Source organism: Haloferax sp. Atlit-48N (assembly GCF_003383015.2).
In the GTDB taxonomy this organism is placed as follows: Archaea; Halobacteriota; Halobacteria; order Halobacteriales; family Haloferacaceae; genus Haloferax; species Haloferax volcanii.
The window spans coordinates 2,311,855-2,327,962 of record NZ_CP137689.1; the positions used below are offsets into that span (position 1 = coordinate 2,311,855).

At 64.8% G+C, this 16,108-nt stretch carries 13 protein-coding genes; 7 read left to right on the forward strand and 6 right to left on the reverse strand.

What is annotated here, in order from left to right:
* Positions 1 to 395: 395 nt before the first annotated feature.
* Positions 396 to 1,265 (forward strand): class 1 fructose-bisphosphatase, encoded by an 870-nt coding sequence (locus tag DEQ67_RS12430; RefSeq protein ID WP_115891444.1) that lies wholly within the window; start codon positions 396 to 398, stop codon positions 1,263 to 1,265.
* Between the two features lie 624 nt (positions 1,266 to 1,889).
* Here the strand turns inward: DEQ67_RS12430 and DEQ67_RS12435 are convergent.
* The 3 genes from DEQ67_RS12435 to DEQ67_RS12445 all read right to left on the reverse strand — a co-directional run bounded on the left by DEQ67_RS12435 (position 1,890) and on the right by DEQ67_RS12445 (position 5,982).
* A complete protein-coding gene (locus DEQ67_RS12435) occupies positions 1,890 to 2,708 on the reverse strand; it encodes an IclR family transcriptional regulator (RefSeq protein ID WP_006601246.1) in 819 nt (272 codons plus the stop codon).
* 625 nt (positions 2,709 to 3,333) lie between these two features.
* Positions 3,334 to 4,590 carry a M20 family metallo-hydrolase gene (locus tag DEQ67_RS12440; RefSeq protein WP_115891443.1) on the reverse strand — a complete coding sequence of 419 codons (1,257 nt, stop codon included), beginning with the start codon at positions 4,588 to 4,590 and terminating at the stop codon, positions 3,334 to 3,336.
* A gap of 129 nt (positions 4,591 to 4,719) precedes the next feature.
* Entirely contained in the window at positions 4,720 to 5,982 is a 1,263-nt protein-coding gene (locus DEQ67_RS12445; RefSeq protein WP_115891442.1) for an amidohydrolase, read from the reverse strand.
* Positions 5,983 to 6,166: 184 nt separating this feature from the next.
* Here DEQ67_RS12445 and DEQ67_RS12450 point away from each other — a divergent pair, with 184 nt between their 5' ends.
* The 6 genes from DEQ67_RS12450 (at position 6,167) to DEQ67_RS12475 (ending at position 12,347) form a co-directional block, all read left to right on the forward strand.
* Positions 6,167 to 7,918: an ABC transporter substrate-binding protein gene (locus tag DEQ67_RS12450; RefSeq protein ID WP_008575213.1), complete on the forward strand. Its 1,752-nt coding sequence runs from the start codon at positions 6,167 to 6,169 to the stop codon at positions 7,916 to 7,918.
* A gap of 75 nt (positions 7,919 to 7,993) precedes the next feature.
* Positions 7,994 to 8,953, forward strand: a complete 960-nt coding sequence (locus DEQ67_RS12455; protein WP_115891441.1) for an ABC transporter permease — start codon at positions 7,994 to 7,996, stop codon at positions 8,951 to 8,953.
* A gap of 1 nt (position 8,954) precedes the next feature.
* The gene (locus DEQ67_RS12460) at positions 8,955 to 9,959 is read left to right on the forward strand and encodes an ABC transporter permease (protein WP_004062762.1); all 1,005 of its coding nucleotides are present in this window, start codon (positions 8,955 to 8,957) and stop codon (positions 9,957 to 9,959) included.
* Positions 9,956 to 11,038 carry an ABC transporter ATP-binding protein gene (locus DEQ67_RS12465; protein ID WP_115891440.1) on the forward strand — a complete coding sequence of 361 codons (1,083 nt, stop codon included), beginning with the start codon at positions 9,956 to 9,958 and terminating at the stop codon, positions 11,036 to 11,038. The genes DEQ67_RS12460 and DEQ67_RS12465 overlap by 4 nt, the downstream gene beginning before the upstream one ends.
* Positions 11,035 to 12,141, forward strand: a complete 1,107-nt coding sequence (locus tag DEQ67_RS12470) for an ABC transporter ATP-binding protein (protein WP_004042006.1) — start codon at positions 11,035 to 11,037, stop codon at positions 12,139 to 12,141. The genes DEQ67_RS12465 and DEQ67_RS12470 overlap by 4 nt, the downstream gene beginning before the upstream one ends.
* On the forward strand, positions 12,138 to 12,347 hold the full coding sequence (locus DEQ67_RS12475) for a hypothetical protein (protein ID WP_004062765.1): 210 nt from the start codon (positions 12,138 to 12,140) through the stop codon (positions 12,345 to 12,347). The genes DEQ67_RS12470 and DEQ67_RS12475 overlap by 4 nt, the downstream gene beginning before the upstream one ends.
* 533 nt (positions 12,348 to 12,880) lie before the next feature.
* Here DEQ67_RS12475 and DEQ67_RS12480 read toward each other — a convergent pair.
* The 3 genes from DEQ67_RS12480 to DEQ67_RS12490 form a co-directional block, all read right to left on the reverse strand.
* Entirely contained in the window at positions 12,881 to 14,038 is a 1,158-nt protein-coding gene (locus tag DEQ67_RS12480) for a sialidase family protein (protein ID WP_115803080.1), read from the reverse strand.
* A 63-nt stretch (positions 14,039 to 14,101) separates the two neighbouring features.
* On the reverse strand, positions 14,102 to 14,935 hold the full coding sequence (locus DEQ67_RS12485; protein ID WP_233509314.1) for a hypothetical protein: 834 nt from the start codon (positions 14,933 to 14,935) through the stop codon (positions 14,102 to 14,104).
* An 11-nt stretch (positions 14,936 to 14,946) separates the two neighbouring features.
* Positions 14,947 to 16,050, reverse strand: a complete 1,104-nt coding sequence (locus tag DEQ67_RS12490) for an ABC transporter ATP-binding protein (RefSeq protein ID WP_008605533.1) — start codon at positions 16,048 to 16,050, stop codon at positions 14,947 to 14,949.
* Positions 16,051 to 16,108: the final 58 nt, after the last annotated feature.

The window sequence follows — 16,108 nt, forward strand, 5'->3', positions numbered from 1 at the left end:
AAGTCTGTGCCGCTGTACGGAGCATTGACGTTTGGCAGTTCGATTCTCCTATTTCTCTATCTGTTCTCTCTCACAGCTGCATGATGGTCCGTGACTCGACGCTGGTGCATCACGAGACGCCGTCGGTTTCGAACCGATACCCGACTCGCGCCTGTATTCAGCACGGCCCCGACAGCCGCTCTGCGACTGAGGATTCGACCAGCGCCCGAGTCGAAAACCCGCCACCAACGCCGTCGTCGCCGCGGTGCAACGCTTACGCGCGGGGACAGAACTATACTTCGCCCACGGGACCAGTAGGTAATGACGACCACCTCGACGCTCGTCCGCGCGCCGCCCGGCGGCGCTCCGTCGAACCGCTTCGGTGCAGCCGCGGCTCCGAAGGGCGTGTCGAACGCATGACAGACGTATCGAGTCGGGAGGACGACGTGGTCGACGCCGTCGTCGAGACGCTCTGTGCGGCCGCGCCGTCGATTCGGGCGGGACTCCCCGGCCGTCGCGTCTACGAAGAGGGCACGAACCCCAGCGGCGAGCGCCAGATGGAAGCCGACACCTACGCCGACGAACTGCTGTTGAAGCGGCTTCGCCCCCTCGACGGCGTCGGCGAGTACGCCAGCGAGGAGCGCCCCGACGTCATCGACATCGGCGAGGGGCTTTCGGTCGCGCTCGACCCGCTCGACGGGTCGACGAACCTGAAGCCGAACAACGTGATGGGGACGCTGTACAGCATCTACGACGAACCGCTCCCCACGGGCGGCGAGAACCTGCTCGCCGCGGGCTACATCCTCTACGGCCCGGTGACGACGCTCGTGGCCGCCCGCGACGGCGTCGTCAGCGAGTACATCCTCGAATCGGGTATCAAGCGCCCGCTCCGCGAGGAACTAACGCTGCCCGGCGACCCCGCCATCTTCAGCTTCGGCGGCCGGGTCAACCGCTGGTTCGACGACTTCGAGGCGTTCGCCCGCGAGACCGAACGCACCGAGGGGATGAAGCTCCGCTACGGCGGGTCGATGATCGGCGACGTGAACCAGATTCTCCACTACGGCGGCCTCTTCGCGTACCCCGCACAGACCGACGCGCCGGGCGGCAAACTCCGCCAGCAGTTCGAGGGCTTCCCCATCGGCTACATCATCGAGTGCGCCGGCGGGCGGTCGTCCGACGGCGAACAGTCGCTCCTCTCGGGAACGCCCGAGGACATCCACGACCGCGTGCCGGTCTACATCGGCAACGACTCGCTTGTCGAGTCGTTGGAAGCGCGGCTGGACTGACGGTCCCGATTTATCGGCGTCACGGCGAGTCGCGGGTGCTGACGTGACCTGTTTCTGCGCCTGACACGACGCAGTTCCGAAAACCAGTCGTCGAGCCGGCGGTCCGTCACCCACTGGAGACGCGGAAGAATGAACTCGGGAGGAGCCAAGCTAACAAATATGATATATGTATTTTTTCTAGATATATTAGGGTGGCAGAGGTTGGGCCTATATTAGCCATATGTCGATATATTCGGAATAGTATACTTGATTTTTAGGATAAATCGGAGTTAATTCGATAGTTATCCTTAGTTTTGAGATCACATGGACAATAGCCCGTCTCTGTTCATTCGCGGCGCTTGCGATTGAAACACCCAATAGTCGCGCTTTAGGCGCAGAAATACGATACTACGGATTTCGAGTTCGGCATCGGAGACCCGACCGAAAACACAGTATTTTGATACTACTTGCTAAATATACTATTTCGGGTATTTTTGCTGGCGAAGCGAGCAACTGCCTGCGGTCTGCGACGGAGTGCCGGTTCCAACAAACCGAGTTGGTCGAGTGACCGTCGGACGACAGAGCGCGCGAGAACCCGATTAGCATTACACGCTTATCGATGTCATGGAAGTCGGCCGGTGCGGCTCAGTCGAAGCGCCCGTTGTTCGAACTCCGCGCGGCCATGTTCATGTTCACCTCGATGATGTTGGCCGTGCTCGTGACCATCTCGGGGATGGTGTCGCGGAACTGCTCGCCCTTGATGCGACTCGTCGGCCCGGAGACGCTCAGCGCGCCGAGGACGGTGCCGTTGCGGTCGCGAATCGGCGCGCCGACCGCGCGGAGTCCCTCGATTTCCTCCTCGTCGTTGCAGGCGTACCCTCGCTCGCGGATGGCGTCGAGTTCGTCGAACAGCTCGTCGCGGTCGGTGATGGTCGCGTCGGTCTTCGCCGGGAGGCCGTGTTGGTCGACGATTTCCTCGACGCGACTGCGCGGGAGGAACGCGAGGATGGCCTTCCCGGTCGACGACGCGTGGAGGTTGTCAGGGCGCTGAATCTTCGAGCGCTGGTACTGACTCCCGACGGCGCGCTCGCCGCGCACCTTGAGCAGACTGATACGCAGGCCGTGCTGTTCGGTCGAGAGGTGGGCGTACTCGCCGGTCTTCTCCGCGAGCGCCTCGACCTCCTCCTTGCCGACCTGGTAGAGTATCTGCTGGTTGCGCACGTACTCGCCCAGAAGCAGGAACTGGAGGCTGAGGTGGTAGCTGTCGCCCTCCTTGGCGACGAGGTTGTTCTTCCGCAGGGTCGCAAGGTGGTTGTACACCGTGGACTTCGAGAGGTCCAAGTAGTCGACTAACTCCGCGACGCGCGCCCCGTTCAACTCCTCGAGCGCCCGGACGACGCTGACCGCCGTGTCCACCGTGCTCAGCGTGCGGGACGGCGCATCGGTGTTGGGGTTCTCGGGCATGCTACCAGAACGTCCATCTGGTGTGATAGCTGTTCCGAATATCTTGCAATCGAACTCGGACGAGGGGAAACGGTGTTGGGACCGGCTATCAGAGCTGCTATCGCTCGATGATTGTCCAGCAAGCGACCCCCCGTGGGACGGCCGGAACCCGACTGGCGTGTGAACGAGCGCGCGACCCGAGACAGGACCGAGACACACCCGAAGCGACGCCCGTCGCCAGACTCCCATCAATTGTCGGATACGTGGAATCGGCTTCGTACTCGATATCCGACCGCTCGGCGTCGCTGTGTGCGGTTGCGCCGCATACGGCTTAGAGAGTAGTTGCATATAGCGACAACACCCGGAGTAAAGCGCGTATCCGCATGATTCTCGGGAGTAATCCGATAACTCACGGGACGGGGATTCGACCGACGCGGCGTAGAAAACTACGGTTCGAGTTCGAGCGCCCACGCACTGCCGGGATACGGGGTTCCACGCGGAACACGGGATAATTCGGAGCCGCGTGTCACATATCGAGACAGGCGACGCGGCCGCGACGAAATCGCGGCAGAGGCGCGAATCTGGCCACGAACTGTCTGAAAACAAAGGATTAGTCCACAAGCGGGAGCAGGCCGTCGGCCGCGACTCACGCGCCGGCGAGGCGTGCGAGCGTTCCAGCGAGAACCGACGCCGCGGTCGCGCAGTCCGCCCAGTCGGTCCATTCGCGCGGGTTGTGCGAGAGGCCGTCCGCCGACGGCGCGAACAGGAGCACGGCATCGGTGACGCCGGCAACATTTGCAGTATCGTGCATCGCCGCGGAGTGCATCCGTTTCGCGTCGATATCCTCGGTCGCGGCGGCGTCGAGGGCGGCGGCGACGCAGTCGTCGGCCATCCGACTCGGGCGCTGGTCGCGGTAGCGGTCGAAGCTCGTCTCGACCGGGTGGGCGGCTTCGAGTTCGTCGAGCGCGGCCTCGGCCCGCTCGGCGATGGCGTCCATCGCGCGGTAGTCCACGTCGCGGATGTCCATCTGGAGCGTGACCTCGCCGGGGACGATGTTGCGCGCGTTCGGGGCCACGTCGAACTGGCCGACGGTCCCCACGGCGGTCGAACTCTGGTTCTGCGCCACGTCGTCGGCCGCGGCCCGGACGTCGACGACGAACTCGCTGGCGGCGACGAGCGCGTCGCGGCGCTCGTCCATCGGCGTCGCGCCCGCGTGGTCGGCCTCGCCGACGATGTCGGCCGCACAGGTCGTGATGCCGGTGATGGCGTCGACGACGCCGACCCCCGCGCCCGCGGACTCCAGCACCGTCCCCTGTTCGATGTGGAGTTCGGCCCACGCGTCCCACGCCGCGGCGTCGATGGTGTCGGTCCCGCGGAAGCCGATGGCGTCGAGGTGGGCGTCGAGCGTCGTGCCGTCGGCGTCGCGGAGCGCGAGCGCGTCGTCGGCGTCGCGCGCACCGGTCGCCACCGACGACCCGAGCAGGCCGTGCGAGAAGCGCGCGCCCTCCTCTTCGGTGAACGAGACGACGTCGATTGGGCGGTCGAGGCTCGCGCCGGCGTCTCGTTCTTGGAGCGTCCGCACCGCTTCGAGCGCCGCGTAGACGCCGAGCGGGCCGTCGAAGATGCCGCCCTCGGGGACCGAATCGAGGTGACTGCCGGCGGCGACGGGGGCCGCGTCGGGGTCGGCCCCGTCGGGAACCCACCGCCCGGCGATGGTTCCCACGGCGTCGATGCGGACCGAGAGGCCGGCGTCGCGCAGTCGCTCGACGAGGAACTCGCGGGCGCGGCGGTCTGCGTCGCTCCCGGTCAGGACGGTGCGGCCGCGCCCCGCCGGCGCGTCGATGTCGCCGAAACGGGCGTTCGCTTCGATATCCTCGCGGAGTCGTTGCTGGGAGGCCTGCATGTGCGACTCAACTCGCGAACAGCGGATAATAGTTGTGCGTGTTCGTGGCAGATTCTACGGGTCGAGGGGGACGACGGCCGGCGAGACGCGCGGCTGGTCGGGGTCGAACAGCCGGGTCTGACCGCCGCGTTAGAGTGCGCGAATCGTCTGACACACCACGTCGACGCCGATGTCGAGGGCGTCTTCGTCGATGTCGAACCGCGAGGTGTGGTGGCCGAACTCGTTGCTCGCGCCGATGCCGACGTAGGTCGCCTTCCCGCCGTGTTCCTGCACGCGCCGGATGAGGTAGGAGGCGTCCTCGCTGCCGCCGATGTCGAGTCGCGGGACCGTCTCGGTCACGTTGTCGAGGTCGGCCGCCGACGCGAGGACGGCTTCTATCATCTCGTCGTCGGCCGTGAACGTCGCCGTCTTCCCGTACAGCCCCGTCTCGACCGATACGTCGTGCATGCCCGCGGCGTGGTCGAGGACGCGCCGGGCCTTGTCGAGCATGTACTCGTTCAGGTCGGCGGTCCCGCCGCGGACCTCGACGCGGAGGCGCGCCTCCTCGGCGATGATGTTCTGCGGGTTGGGCGATTCGAACTTCCCGACGTTGATGCGGGTCGTCCCGTCGGCGTGGCGCGGAATCCCGTAGAGGTTCTGGACCGCGGCCGTCGCCGCGTGGAGCGCGTTGCGCCCCTCGTTGGGCGCGTTGCCCGCGTGGCTCGGCGCGCCCTCGAATGTCACGTCGAGTTTCGCGTTCGAAAGCGGGTTCTCGTAGGCGGCGATGACGGTTCCCGTGGGGTTGCCGAGGCCGAGGTGGAGCGCGAGGAAGTAATCGATATCCGCGAGCAGGTCGGTCTCGCTCATCGGTTTGCCGCCGCGGCCGCCCTCCTCCGCCGGCTGGAAGAACAGTCGGAGCGTGCCGTCGAACCCGCCGTCGTCGTCGAGGGCGCGGGCGATTCCGAGCCCGATGGCGGTGTGGCCGTCGTGGCCGCACGCGTGCATCTCGTTGGGATGCGTGCTCGCGAAGCCCAACTTCGCGGGGCGGTGTTCCTCGTCGCTCGACTCGGTGCGTTCGAGGGCGTCCATGTCGACGCGGACGCCGACGGTCGGCCCGTTTCCGAAGCGCTTCTCGGCGACGAGACCCGTAACACCGCCCATCTGGTCGAGATAGGCTTCGGGTGCGCCTTCCTCGCGTGCGCGTTCGACTGCGGCCGCGACCGCGTCGTCGTCGGGGACGCCCAGTCGCTCGTCTTCGGCGACGGCGTCCGAGCCGAGGTGAAGCGTGAACTCGCGGTCGTCGAGCGCGGCGGCGATGAGGGCGGTCGTGCGGAACTCCTTCCACCCGGACTCGGGGTGAGCGTGAAGGTCCTGTCGTAACTCTCGCAGGGAGAGCGTGCTGGCGTACGCCATGAAGCCGACATTGCAACCACCCCGTTAAACTGTTTGGGAAGCGGTAGCACAACGAACGCGCACGGCTCCATTGCGATATAGTACCAAGATTGTGAGAGGTTGCCAAAGCTATAAATAACGGTGTTTCATGAGCTAAGGTATCACGCGTACCGCTACAAGGGTGTGTACGTAGCTCCAGAAAACAATGTCAGACGACAACATTACCGAGATAAACATGGACAGACGGCAATTTATTGCGGCCGCGAGCGCGGTCGGCGCAACCGCGTTTGCGGGCTGTACCGGCGGTGACGCCGGTGGTTCCGGCGGTTCCGACGGAACCGAGACGAGCGGCGGGAGCACCGACAGCAGTTCGTCGGGCAACTCGGGAGAGACCGTCCGCGTCAACGTCGCGCTCGCCGCGGAGCCGTGGAACTTCGACCCCGCGCTCTGGACGGACACCGCGACCAGCACCATCGGCGGCCTCATCTACGACGAGGTCATCGAACTGACGCCCGACTCCGAACTCCAGCCCGGACTCGTGACCGAGGTTCCCGACCCCGTCGACGGCGGGACCGCCTTCGAATACACGCTCCGCGAGGGCATCACGTTCCACAACGGCGACGAAGTGACCGTCGAGGACTTCAAGTACTCCGTCGACTGGATTCTCAACCCCGACAACAAGTCGCCGGTCAAGAGCCGTCTCCCGTTCGTCGAGGATACCGAAATCGTCGGCGACCGGACGCTCCGGCTCAACCTCTCTCAACCGTTCGGGACGCTCAACTGGTGGCTCACGCGCGGCCTGGAGGGTATCGTTCCCGAGGGCTCCCGCGGCGACACCGCAGACGGGAAGGGGCCCAGCGGCCTCGCGACCGACCTCACGCAGGACCCCTCCGGCGCGGGCACCGGCGCGTTCAAATTCGTCGAGTGGAAAAGCGGGAGTCACGTCCTCCTCGAAAAGAACGAGGACTACTGGAAGGAGGGTGCGCCCGCCGTCGACGAGTTCAAGTTCGACTTCATCGGCGAGGACTCCACGCGCCTCGCGAACCTCCGCTCGGGCCAGCTCGACCTGACGGACAAGGTCCCCCCGAAGGACTTCGAGAGCCTCAGCGGCCAGCCCGACATCACGACCGAGTCCGTCCCCGGCAACTTCACGCAGGTGCTGTACGTGAATCTGATGGAGTCGGAGGGCAACCCGATGAGCAACCGGCACAACCGCCGCGCGGTGCTGTTCGGCATCGACCGCGAGGAGATTCTCGACGAGGTGTTCTACGGGCAGGGCGCGGTCCAGAAGGGACCGTGGTACCCCGACAGCGACTGGACCTCGCCGAAGCTCAAGGAGATGCAGATGTACGACCCCGAGAAGGCGAAAAAGGAACTCGAACTCGCGGGCAACCCCGACGGCTTCGAGATGGACATCATCGCCACCAAGGGCTCGTGGTTCAAAGACGAGGCCGTCGTCATCCAGAACCAGCTGTCTGAAATCGGCATCGAAGCCAGCGTCACCGCCGTCGACAAGTCCACGCTCCTCAACCAAGTGTACAGCACGGACACGTGGCACGCCGCGATGGAAGACTGGGCGCAGTCGATTCCGGTCGCCACGTCGTGGCTCGACGCCGGCTACGCCGACAACAACCACAACCACAACAACTGGCACCACCCGTCGGACGACCTCGAAGACATCTACGCGCCGAGCGGCCCCGCCGCGCCCGAAGACGCCGACGGCGACTTCTCGAACGGCCACGAGTGGTACGTCTCGAAGCTCCGCGAGGCGCAGGCCTCGACGGACGAACAGGAACAGAAGGAAATCGTCTGGGAACTGGAGGAGTACCTCGTCGAACACGGCATCCAGATCGACATCGCCTACGTGAACAAGCTCGAAGCGTGGCGCAACGCCGTCAACGACTACGACGTGGGCACGTTCCAGGACAACTACCGCTTCGTCTCGAAGGGTGAGTGACGAACAGATGCACACGCGTTCGCGCCAGCCCCGTCGATTTCCAGCGGCGACCCGGGGGGTGACTCAGCCGTGAGCATGTTCCGGTTCGTCCTCAAGCGCCTGCTGTTGAGCCTGCCCGTCCTCCTCGGGGTGAGCGTCGTCGTCTTCGCGCTCGTCCACCTCGCGCCGGGCGGTCCGGTGCGGGTGATGCTCGGCCCGCTCAGCAGCGAGGAGCTCGTCAGGCAGATTCGTCTCGAGATGGGGCTCAACCGCCCGCTGTACGTCCAGTACGGCCTGTGGATGCTCGACGCCATCCAAGGCGACTTCGGCGTGTCGTGGACGGTCCAGCAGGGAACGCCCGTGACCGACATCATCGTCGAGCGCATCCCGCTGACGGTCGAGCTGTCGATTCTCAGCATGATTACGGCGATTCTCATCGCCATCCCGGCGGGCATCATCAGCGCCGTCCGCAAGGACAAGCCCGCGGACCACGCCGCGCGTGTCGCCGCGCTGTCGGGCATCTCGATTCCCGACTTCTGGCTGGGTATCATCCTCATCATGATATTCGCGGTGCAGTTTTCGTTCCCGTGGGCGACCGGCGGCTGGACGCCGCCGTGGGTCGACCCGGTGGCGAACCTCCAGCAGTTGTTCCTCCCGGTCATCACGCTCGGGACGGCCTACTCCGCGCTCATCGCCCGGATGATGCGCTCGGAGATGCTGGACACGCTCAGTCAGGATTACGTCAAGACCGCCCGCGCGATGGGCATCGGCGCGCGCGAAATCGTCCTCAAGGACGCCTCGAAGAACGCGCTCATCCCCGTCGTGACGGTCATCGGCGTCGGACTCGGCCAACTGATGAACGGCGCGATTCTGACCGAGACGGTGTTCAACCTCCCCGGTATCGGGAAGCTCCTGATACTGGCCATCGACCGCCGCGACTACCGCATCATCCAGGCGCTCATCCTGTTCATCGCGAGCGTGTTCGTCTTCGCGAACCTCGCGGTGGACGTGCTGTACGCCTACCTCGACCCCCGCATCAGACACGATGGAAACTAACATGGCAACGACAGACCAGACGGACGAGGCGGTGCCCGCCGCGCAAGCCCCCGGCACGCACCACAGTCAGTTCGAGATGTTCTGGAAGGAGTTCCGCCAGAACACCCTCTCGCTCGTGGGGAGCGCGATTATCCTCACGATGCTCCTGACCGCGCTGTTCGCGCCGTTTCTCGCCCCCCACGACCCGACGACGCAGTTCGAGGCACCGGACGGCGAACACAACCCGATGCCGATGGGCACCGAGATGCTCATCGAGAACAGCGCCGGCGAGGTCGTCGGCACGACGACGGCCTACCTCGGCACCGACCACCACGGCCGGGACATCCTCTCGCGCATCATCTACGGGTTGCGGACGCTGATGACCGTCTCACTCGGCGTCGTCGGCTTCGCGATGGCGCTCGGCGTGACCGCCGGCGCAATCGCCGGCTACTACCGTAACACGTGGGTCGACGAGGTCGTCATGCGCTTCATGGACATCCTGTTTTCCTTCCCGAGTCTCATCCTCGCCATCGCGGTGCTCGGCGTGCTCGGGGTGGGAAGCACGGAGTACGGCTCCTTTACGCTTCCGAACATCGTGAAGGTCATCGCCGTCATCGGCGTCGTCTACATCCCGAGTTTCGCGCGCGTCATGCGCGGGTCGGTCCTCAAGGAGATGGAAGAAGACTACATCGACGCCGCGAAATCCCTCGGCGCGAGCGACCGACACATCCTCGTGAAGGACATCGCCGTCAACACCCTGCCGACCGTCGTGGTCCAAGGGACGCTCTACATGGGGACGGCCGTCCTCGCCAGCGCCGCGCTGTCGTTCCTCGGACTCGGCATCCAGCCGCCGAACGCGAGCCTCGGACTGATGCTGTCGAACGCCCGCGGCTACCTTTACAGCGGCGAGTGGTGGTACTCGGTGTTCCCCGGACTCGTCATCGTCGTCACTATCCTCGGGTTCAACCTGCTCGGAGACGGCCTGCGCGACGCGCTCGACCCCCGCAACGACGGAGGCGAGCGATGAGCGCCGACCCGGACGAACAGCCGGTACTCGAAATCCGCGACCTCGTCACGCGGTTCTACACCGACGAGGGGACGGTCAAGGCCGTCGACGGCTCGTCGTTCGACCTCTACGAGGGCGAGACGCTGGGCATCGTCGGCGAGTCGGGCTCCGGCAAGTCCGTGACCGCGCTGTCGATGCTCCAACTCGTCGACAGCCCCGGCCGCATCGAGCGGGGGAGCGTCCGCTACCGCGGCGACGACCTGCTCGAAAAGAGTGAGGCGGAGATGCGGTCGATTCGGGGCAACGACATCGCGATGATGTTCCAAGACCCGATGACGAGTCTCAACCCCGTGTTCACCGTCGGCGACCAGATTAGCCGAGTCATCAAGACTCACCAGGACGTGTCGGACGCGGCGGCCCGCGAGCGGACCATCGAACTCATGGCCGACGTGGGTATCCCCGAACCGACCTCGCGCGTGGACAACTACCCCCACCAGTTCTCCGGCGGGATGCGTCAGCGCGCGCTGTTGGCGATGGCAATCTCCTGCGAACCGGACGTGCTCATCGCCGACGAGCCGACGACGGCGCTCGACGTGACCATCGAGACGCAGATATTCAACGTCCTCGACGAACTCCAGGAGAAGTACGGGATGAGCGTCATCCTCATCACGCACGACCTCGGCGTCGTCGCCGGGACCTGCGACCGCGTCGCCGTCGCCTACGGCGGCCGCGTCGTCGAGCGCGCCGGCGTGGACGACCTCTTCGAGAACCCGCGGCACCCCTACACCCGCGGCCTCATGCGGTCGATTCCGCGGCTGACCGACGACACCGACCGGCTGACGCCCGTCGAGGGCGACGTGCCGAACCTCACCGACCTGCCGTCGGGCTGTTCGTTCCACCCGCGGTGTCCCCACGCGACCGCCGAGTGCGAGTCGTACGACCCCGAACTTCGGGAGGTCGAACCCGGCCGGGAGGCGGCGTGTCTCCACGCCCGCGGCTACGACCTCTCGCCGTCGGCCATCGAGACGGAGACGGAGCGCGCGGAGGCGGACGGCGGCGGCCCCACGGCCCCCGCGACCGACGGGGGTGCGTCCCAATGAGCGACGACCCGCTGTTGTCCGTCTCGGGACTCCACAAGTATTTCACGCAGAACGACGGCTTCATCGACCGCCTGCTCGGAGCCGACGAGACGGTGAAAGCCGTCAACGGCGTCTCGTTCGACATCGAGCGCGGCGAGACGCTCGGGCTCGTCGGGGAGTCCGGCTCCGGCAAGTCGACGACTGCGCGGTCGGTCCTCCGGCTGGACGAACCGACGAAAGGGACGGTCAGCTACGACGGCACCGACCTGACGGCGCTGTCGGACCGGGAGATGACGGAGATGCGAAAACGCATCCAAATCGTCTTCCAAGACCCCGCGTCGAGTCTCAACCGCCGGAAGACCGTCGGCCAAATCATCAAACAGCCGATGGAGATTCACGGCCTCTACGAGGGCGAACGCGACGCCCGCGTGGACGAACTCATGGAGACGGTCGGCCTGCCGCCGCAGTACTCGAACCGCTACCCCCACGAGTTCTCCGGCGGCCAGCGCCAGCGCGTCGGCATCGCCCGCGCGCTCGCGGTCGACCCGGACTTCATCGTCGCCGACGAACCCGTCTCCGCGCTCGACGTGTCGATTCAGGCGCAGATTCTCAACCTCCTCGACGATTTGCAGGAGGAGTTCGACCTGACGCTTCTGTTCATCGCCCACGACCTCAGCGTGATTCGCCACGTCTGCGACCGCGTCGCCGTGATGTACCTCGGAGAAATCGTCGAACTCGCGGACGCCGACGAGCTGTTTTCGAACCCGCAGCACCCCTACACGCGGGCGCTGTTGGGCGCGATTCCCCAGCCGGTGCCCGAACTCGCCCGGCAACGACAGGTGCTCGAAGGCGAGGTTCCCTCGCCGCTCGACCCGCCGTCGGGCTGTTCGTTCAACCCGCGGTGCCCCGCGGCGACCGAGGAGTGCACGTCGGTCGACCCGACGCTGGACGACGTGGCGGGCGCGACCGGCGGCCACAAGGCCGCCTGCATCCACGTCGACGAGTTCGAGACCGGCGCGGGCGTCCCGAGCGCCGCGCAGGGCGTCGACGAGCGGTTCAGCATCGAGAACTTCGACGCCGAACCGACGCTCGTCACCGACGGCCGGGGTGACGACGACAGATGAGCGTCGCCGTCAAGCCGATGCTCCGCATCGTCCTGACGTTCGCCATCGTGTGGTTCTACCGCGGGCTGTTGCCGCCGCTGTCGCCCGTGGCGAGCACGGTCGCGTTGGTCGTCCTCGCGGTGCCGACGTGGGTGGTCGTGAGCCGCCTGCTGTTCAACGCCGGCGGGGCGCTGGCGATGATAGACGACGAGTTCGACCGCACGTAGCGGGAGCGCTCGAACCTCGGTAGCTGTTCGGGAGCGTTTCGCGCAACCGGGTGGCGCCGTTCACTTCGCTCTCCCACAAGTAGAGTATAGCGAAGTCAGTCTCCCGAGAGCACCGATAAATATAGTATTAACTAAGCAATAATCCACCACGAAGTGACGCATCGAGTCGAATCGCCCAATTAGACAATTCTAGCTATCCACCGCACTTAACATACTATTTAGTATCGCATGTTCTTATATCTGGTTGGAAAGTGTAATAAATGCTATTTTAAGTTTGGAATTAATATCTCCCGAATCAGATAGAAATCCAAGTCCCCAAATTATATTGTATATTTCTCACAATATTTTGTTGTCAGAATTACGTCCTCGATGACCCGTCGTATGCCTACTCGGGGAGACTAACGGTCCCGCGGACTGCGCCGCGGACGACGAGCGAGACACCAGTAGGGGTGCATCGAAACAGCGACTCGTCTGACGAGACGGTGCCACGGCCATGGAGTAAAAGCGCGGTTACGAGGTTGTTCGCCGGGAAATCACCGCTCGGTGAGTAGTTCTGTCGGGTCGAATCGAGTGGCCGCGATGTGTCGTTGACCCCCGTCGACAGCGACGTCGTCGTCCTGTTCGTTGAAATAGTACGTGGCGAGGATGGTCCCGTCGTCGAGCACGGCCGCCCGCGGGTAGCCGAGGTCGTAGTTCGCGCCGTCGTCGCGGAGAATCCATTCGCGGCTCCACGTGGCACCGTCGTCGTGACTCACGCGGGCGCGGATGCCGTACGGCGGGTGGCGGTAGCCGTAGATGCACACGAGCGACCCGTCGTACTCAAGGAGTTTGCTCGGTGCGCCGAGGTCGTTCACGCGCGAGACGAACGACCAGTTGCGCCCGTCGTCGGTCGAGCGATAGATTTCAGTCCACTCGCAGTCGACTGATATCTTACACCGAACGGCCGCGACGAGCGTCCCGTCCTCGAGCAGGACTGGCGAGGGACACAGCATGCGGTACTTCTCGCTCCCGTCGATCTGCGACAGGAACGTCCAGTTCTGCCCCCCATCGAACGACGCGTACACGATTGGCACGTCGTGGGGGTCGCTTCCCGTCTTCCCCGTCAGCATCAACAGGAGCGTGCCGTCTTCGCGAGTGATGTACGACGGACGGCCCTGTATTCGCTCGAAGTCGAACATCGGGAGACGCTTCGCGTCGCTCCACGAGTCCCCACCGTCGTCGGACAGCTTCACCCAGGGAACCGCGTCCGAGGCCGCTGAATGCGGAGACGACCAACAGGCCATGAGGGTGTCCCGATTCGAGAAGTCGTGGGGCTCGATGTCCGGAATCTCGTTGTAGAGCACCTGTTCGGAGGTCTCGACGTTATCCGAGATGACCCCGTCGTCCGTCCACGTGTCGCCGCCGTCGGTCGTTCGCATCGCACGGATAGCGCCGTAGGTCTCGATGCGTGCGTGGCTCAGCTGATTCTGCTTGTTCTCGGTCGGGGAGACGACGCTCCCGTAGCGAACGACCTTGGCGTCGTGGAGGTTCTCGGGCACCGAGTAATCGCAGTCGTGGTTGATGAACGCGACGACCACGCCATCGTCGGTCTTCCACATCCCGCCGTTGAAGGGCCACGCCGAGAACTCGCCGTCACCGTGGTAGACGACGGTGTGTTCGGCACTCTCGACTCTCTTGGGTGAAGCTAGCATGCGTCCGTTTCAGAGAGTTGGGGCGGAGATATTAAAGATACCGCAGGCGGTGGTGAAAACGGGTCACGCCCCGACGACTTCGACGAACGAGGCGTCGCAGTCCGCACATCGCATCGTCGTGACGGTTCGCGTCCGACAGCACGTCGCTTCGGTTCGACGCTGAAAGCCGGGGTCGCCGCCGCAGGACGGGCAGCGGTCGAGGAACAGTCGAAGCTCGCCGAGGGCGATGCCTCGCGTTCGCGAAGACAGCCCGTGCCATCCCGGGAGTTCGCTCGCCAGCGCAACCGCACCGGCCGCGTCGGCGAGGAACGCTTCGCGCGAGGGCCACCGACCGGCGTGCGCCCCATCGACGGAGACGGCGAAGTCGCCGGCCGATTCGTCGACGACGAACTCGGACGACTCGGCATCGACAAGCGCGGACTCCGAGAGTGCGGCGTCTACGTCGGCACCGATGGCGTCGAGTGCGTCCGTCCACGCACGACGAACGGCGTCCGTCAGACAGAAATCCGCCCCGCCGTCGCACGGCACAAGCACGCCGTGTTCGACGAGGACGTTGTCGCGGTCGCGGCCACTCACGTCGGCCGGTTCCGGATGCGAATCGAGGGCCGTCTGTGCCGACCCGTGTTCGAAATACGCCACCGCCCGCGAGGGGAGGTATCGCTGTGTCAGGGTCGGTGTCCCCGGTATCAGATACCCCCGGAGACCGATGACTGCGGCCGACGCCGCGAGTGAGACAGCACCCAAGAGCGGCGACCCCGCCCACGCGACGACTCCGGCGAGGGCAACGGCGAAAACAGCGTTCACGCCGGTACAGGGGAGACACCGATTATCACCCGTGTACGCTGGATTCCTGACGCGGTCGAGCACGGTCGAGCCGCGGTGACGTAGCCAGTGCATCGGTCACCTCGTCATACGTCCGGGCCGCGGGTCACGACGTCGTCGGAGCCGGAATCGAAGAGATGCGTCGCCCGAGTCTCGATAGCGAGGCGAACCACCTCGCCTTTTTCGTAGGAGTTGTCGGCCGGGAGCGTCACCCTGACTTCGCCCTGCGGGCCCTCGATGGTCGCCAGCATCTGCTTTCCGATCCGCTCGATGAGGGTGATTTCGCCTTCGAGATCACCGTCGTTCCGGTCGAGCCTGACGTCTTCGGGCCGGACGCCAACTGTGATGTCGTCTCCGACGCCGACCGCTGTGGAGTCGACCACCTGAAGCTCGACGTCTCGACCGTCGACCGATACGACGACCGTCTCGCCGCTCGCGCGGTCGACGGTGCCGTCGAAGAAGTTCATCGACGGGTTGCCGATGAAGTTCGCCACGAACCGGTTCGCCGGCCGCTGGTAGAGTTCGTCGGGCGTCCCGATCTGCTCGATGCCGCCGTCGTTGAACACCGCGATACGGTCGCTCATCGTCATCGCCTCCTCTTGGTCGTGCGTCACGTAGATTGTCGGCTTCTCCACGCGGTCGTGGACGCGCTGGATTTCCTTGCGAATCTCGACTTTGAGCTTCGCGTCGAGGTCACTCAGCGGCTCGTCCATCAGGAACGCCTCCGGTTCGTGGACGATGGTTCGCGCCAAGGCCGCCCGCTGTTGCTGGCCACCGCTGAGTTCGCCGGGGTACTTCTCCAGCAACTCGCGAATCTGCATGATGTCCGCGGCTTCCTCGGCGTTCTCGTATCGCTCCTGCTTCGGAACGTTCCGGACTTTCAGCGGGTAGGAGATGTTCTCTTTTACCTTCATGTGCGGGTAGAGAGCGATGTTCTGGAACATCATCGCTAAGTTCCGCTTGTGAGCCGGCTTCCCCGTCATGTCCTCGCCATCGAATCGGATGCTCCCGCTCGTCGGCGTTTCGAGCCCCGCGATACAGCGGAGCGTCGTCGTCTTCCCGCAGCCCGATGGGCCGACGAACGTGAAGAAATCGCCTTCGTCGATGCTGAAATCGATGCCATCGACGGCCGTTATCGTGCCGGACGGCGAACTGAACTCTTTCCGCAGGGAGCTGACCTCAATAGTCATGATTAACAACCACACACATCTTGTGAGACGGTCCCATTATACGTTTCGGTGGATGCAG

Excerpts from the sequence above, each read along its gene's own strand:
- DEQ67_RS12430 (WP_115891444.1), top strand. The coding sequence starts at position 396 with ATGACAGACGTATCGAGTCGGGAGGACGACGTGGTCGACGCCGTCGTC.
- DEQ67_RS12435 (WP_006601246.1), bottom strand. The coding sequence starts at position 2,708 with ATGCCCGAGAACCCCAACACCGATGCGCCGTCCCGCACGCTGAGCACG.
- DEQ67_RS12440 (WP_115891443.1), bottom strand. The coding sequence starts at position 4,590 with ATGCAGGCCTCCCAGCAACGACTCCGCGAGGATATCGAAGCGAACGCC.
- DEQ67_RS12445 (WP_115891442.1), bottom strand. The coding sequence starts at position 5,982 with ATGGCGTACGCCAGCACGCTCTCCCTGCGAGAGTTACGACAGGACCTT.
- DEQ67_RS12450 (WP_008575213.1), top strand. The coding sequence starts at position 6,167 with ATGTCAGACGACAACATTACCGAGATAAACATGGACAGACGGCAATTT.
- DEQ67_RS12455 (WP_115891441.1), top strand. The coding sequence starts at position 7,994 with ATGTTCCGGTTCGTCCTCAAGCGCCTGCTGTTGAGCCTGCCCGTCCTC.
- DEQ67_RS12460 (WP_004062762.1), top strand. The coding sequence starts at position 8,955 with ATGGCAACGACAGACCAGACGGACGAGGCGGTGCCCGCCGCGCAAGCC.
- DEQ67_RS12465 (WP_115891440.1), top strand. The coding sequence starts at position 9,956 with ATGAGCGCCGACCCGGACGAACAGCCGGTACTCGAAATCCGCGACCTC.
- DEQ67_RS12470 (WP_004042006.1), top strand. The coding sequence starts at position 11,035 with ATGAGCGACGACCCGCTGTTGTCCGTCTCGGGACTCCACAAGTATTTC.
- DEQ67_RS12475 (WP_004062765.1), top strand. The coding sequence starts at position 12,138 with ATGAGCGTCGCCGTCAAGCCGATGCTCCGCATCGTCCTGACGTTCGCC.
- DEQ67_RS12480 (WP_115803080.1), bottom strand. The coding sequence starts at position 14,038 with ATGCTAGCTTCACCCAAGAGAGTCGAGAGTGCCGAACACACCGTCGTC.
- DEQ67_RS12485 (WP_233509314.1), bottom strand. The coding sequence starts at position 14,935 with ATGCACTGGCTACGTCACCGCGGCTCGACCGTGCTCGACCGCGTCAGG.
- DEQ67_RS12490 (WP_008605533.1), bottom strand. The coding sequence starts at position 16,050 with ATGACTATTGAGGTCAGCTCCCTGCGGAAAGAGTTCAGTTCGCCGTCC.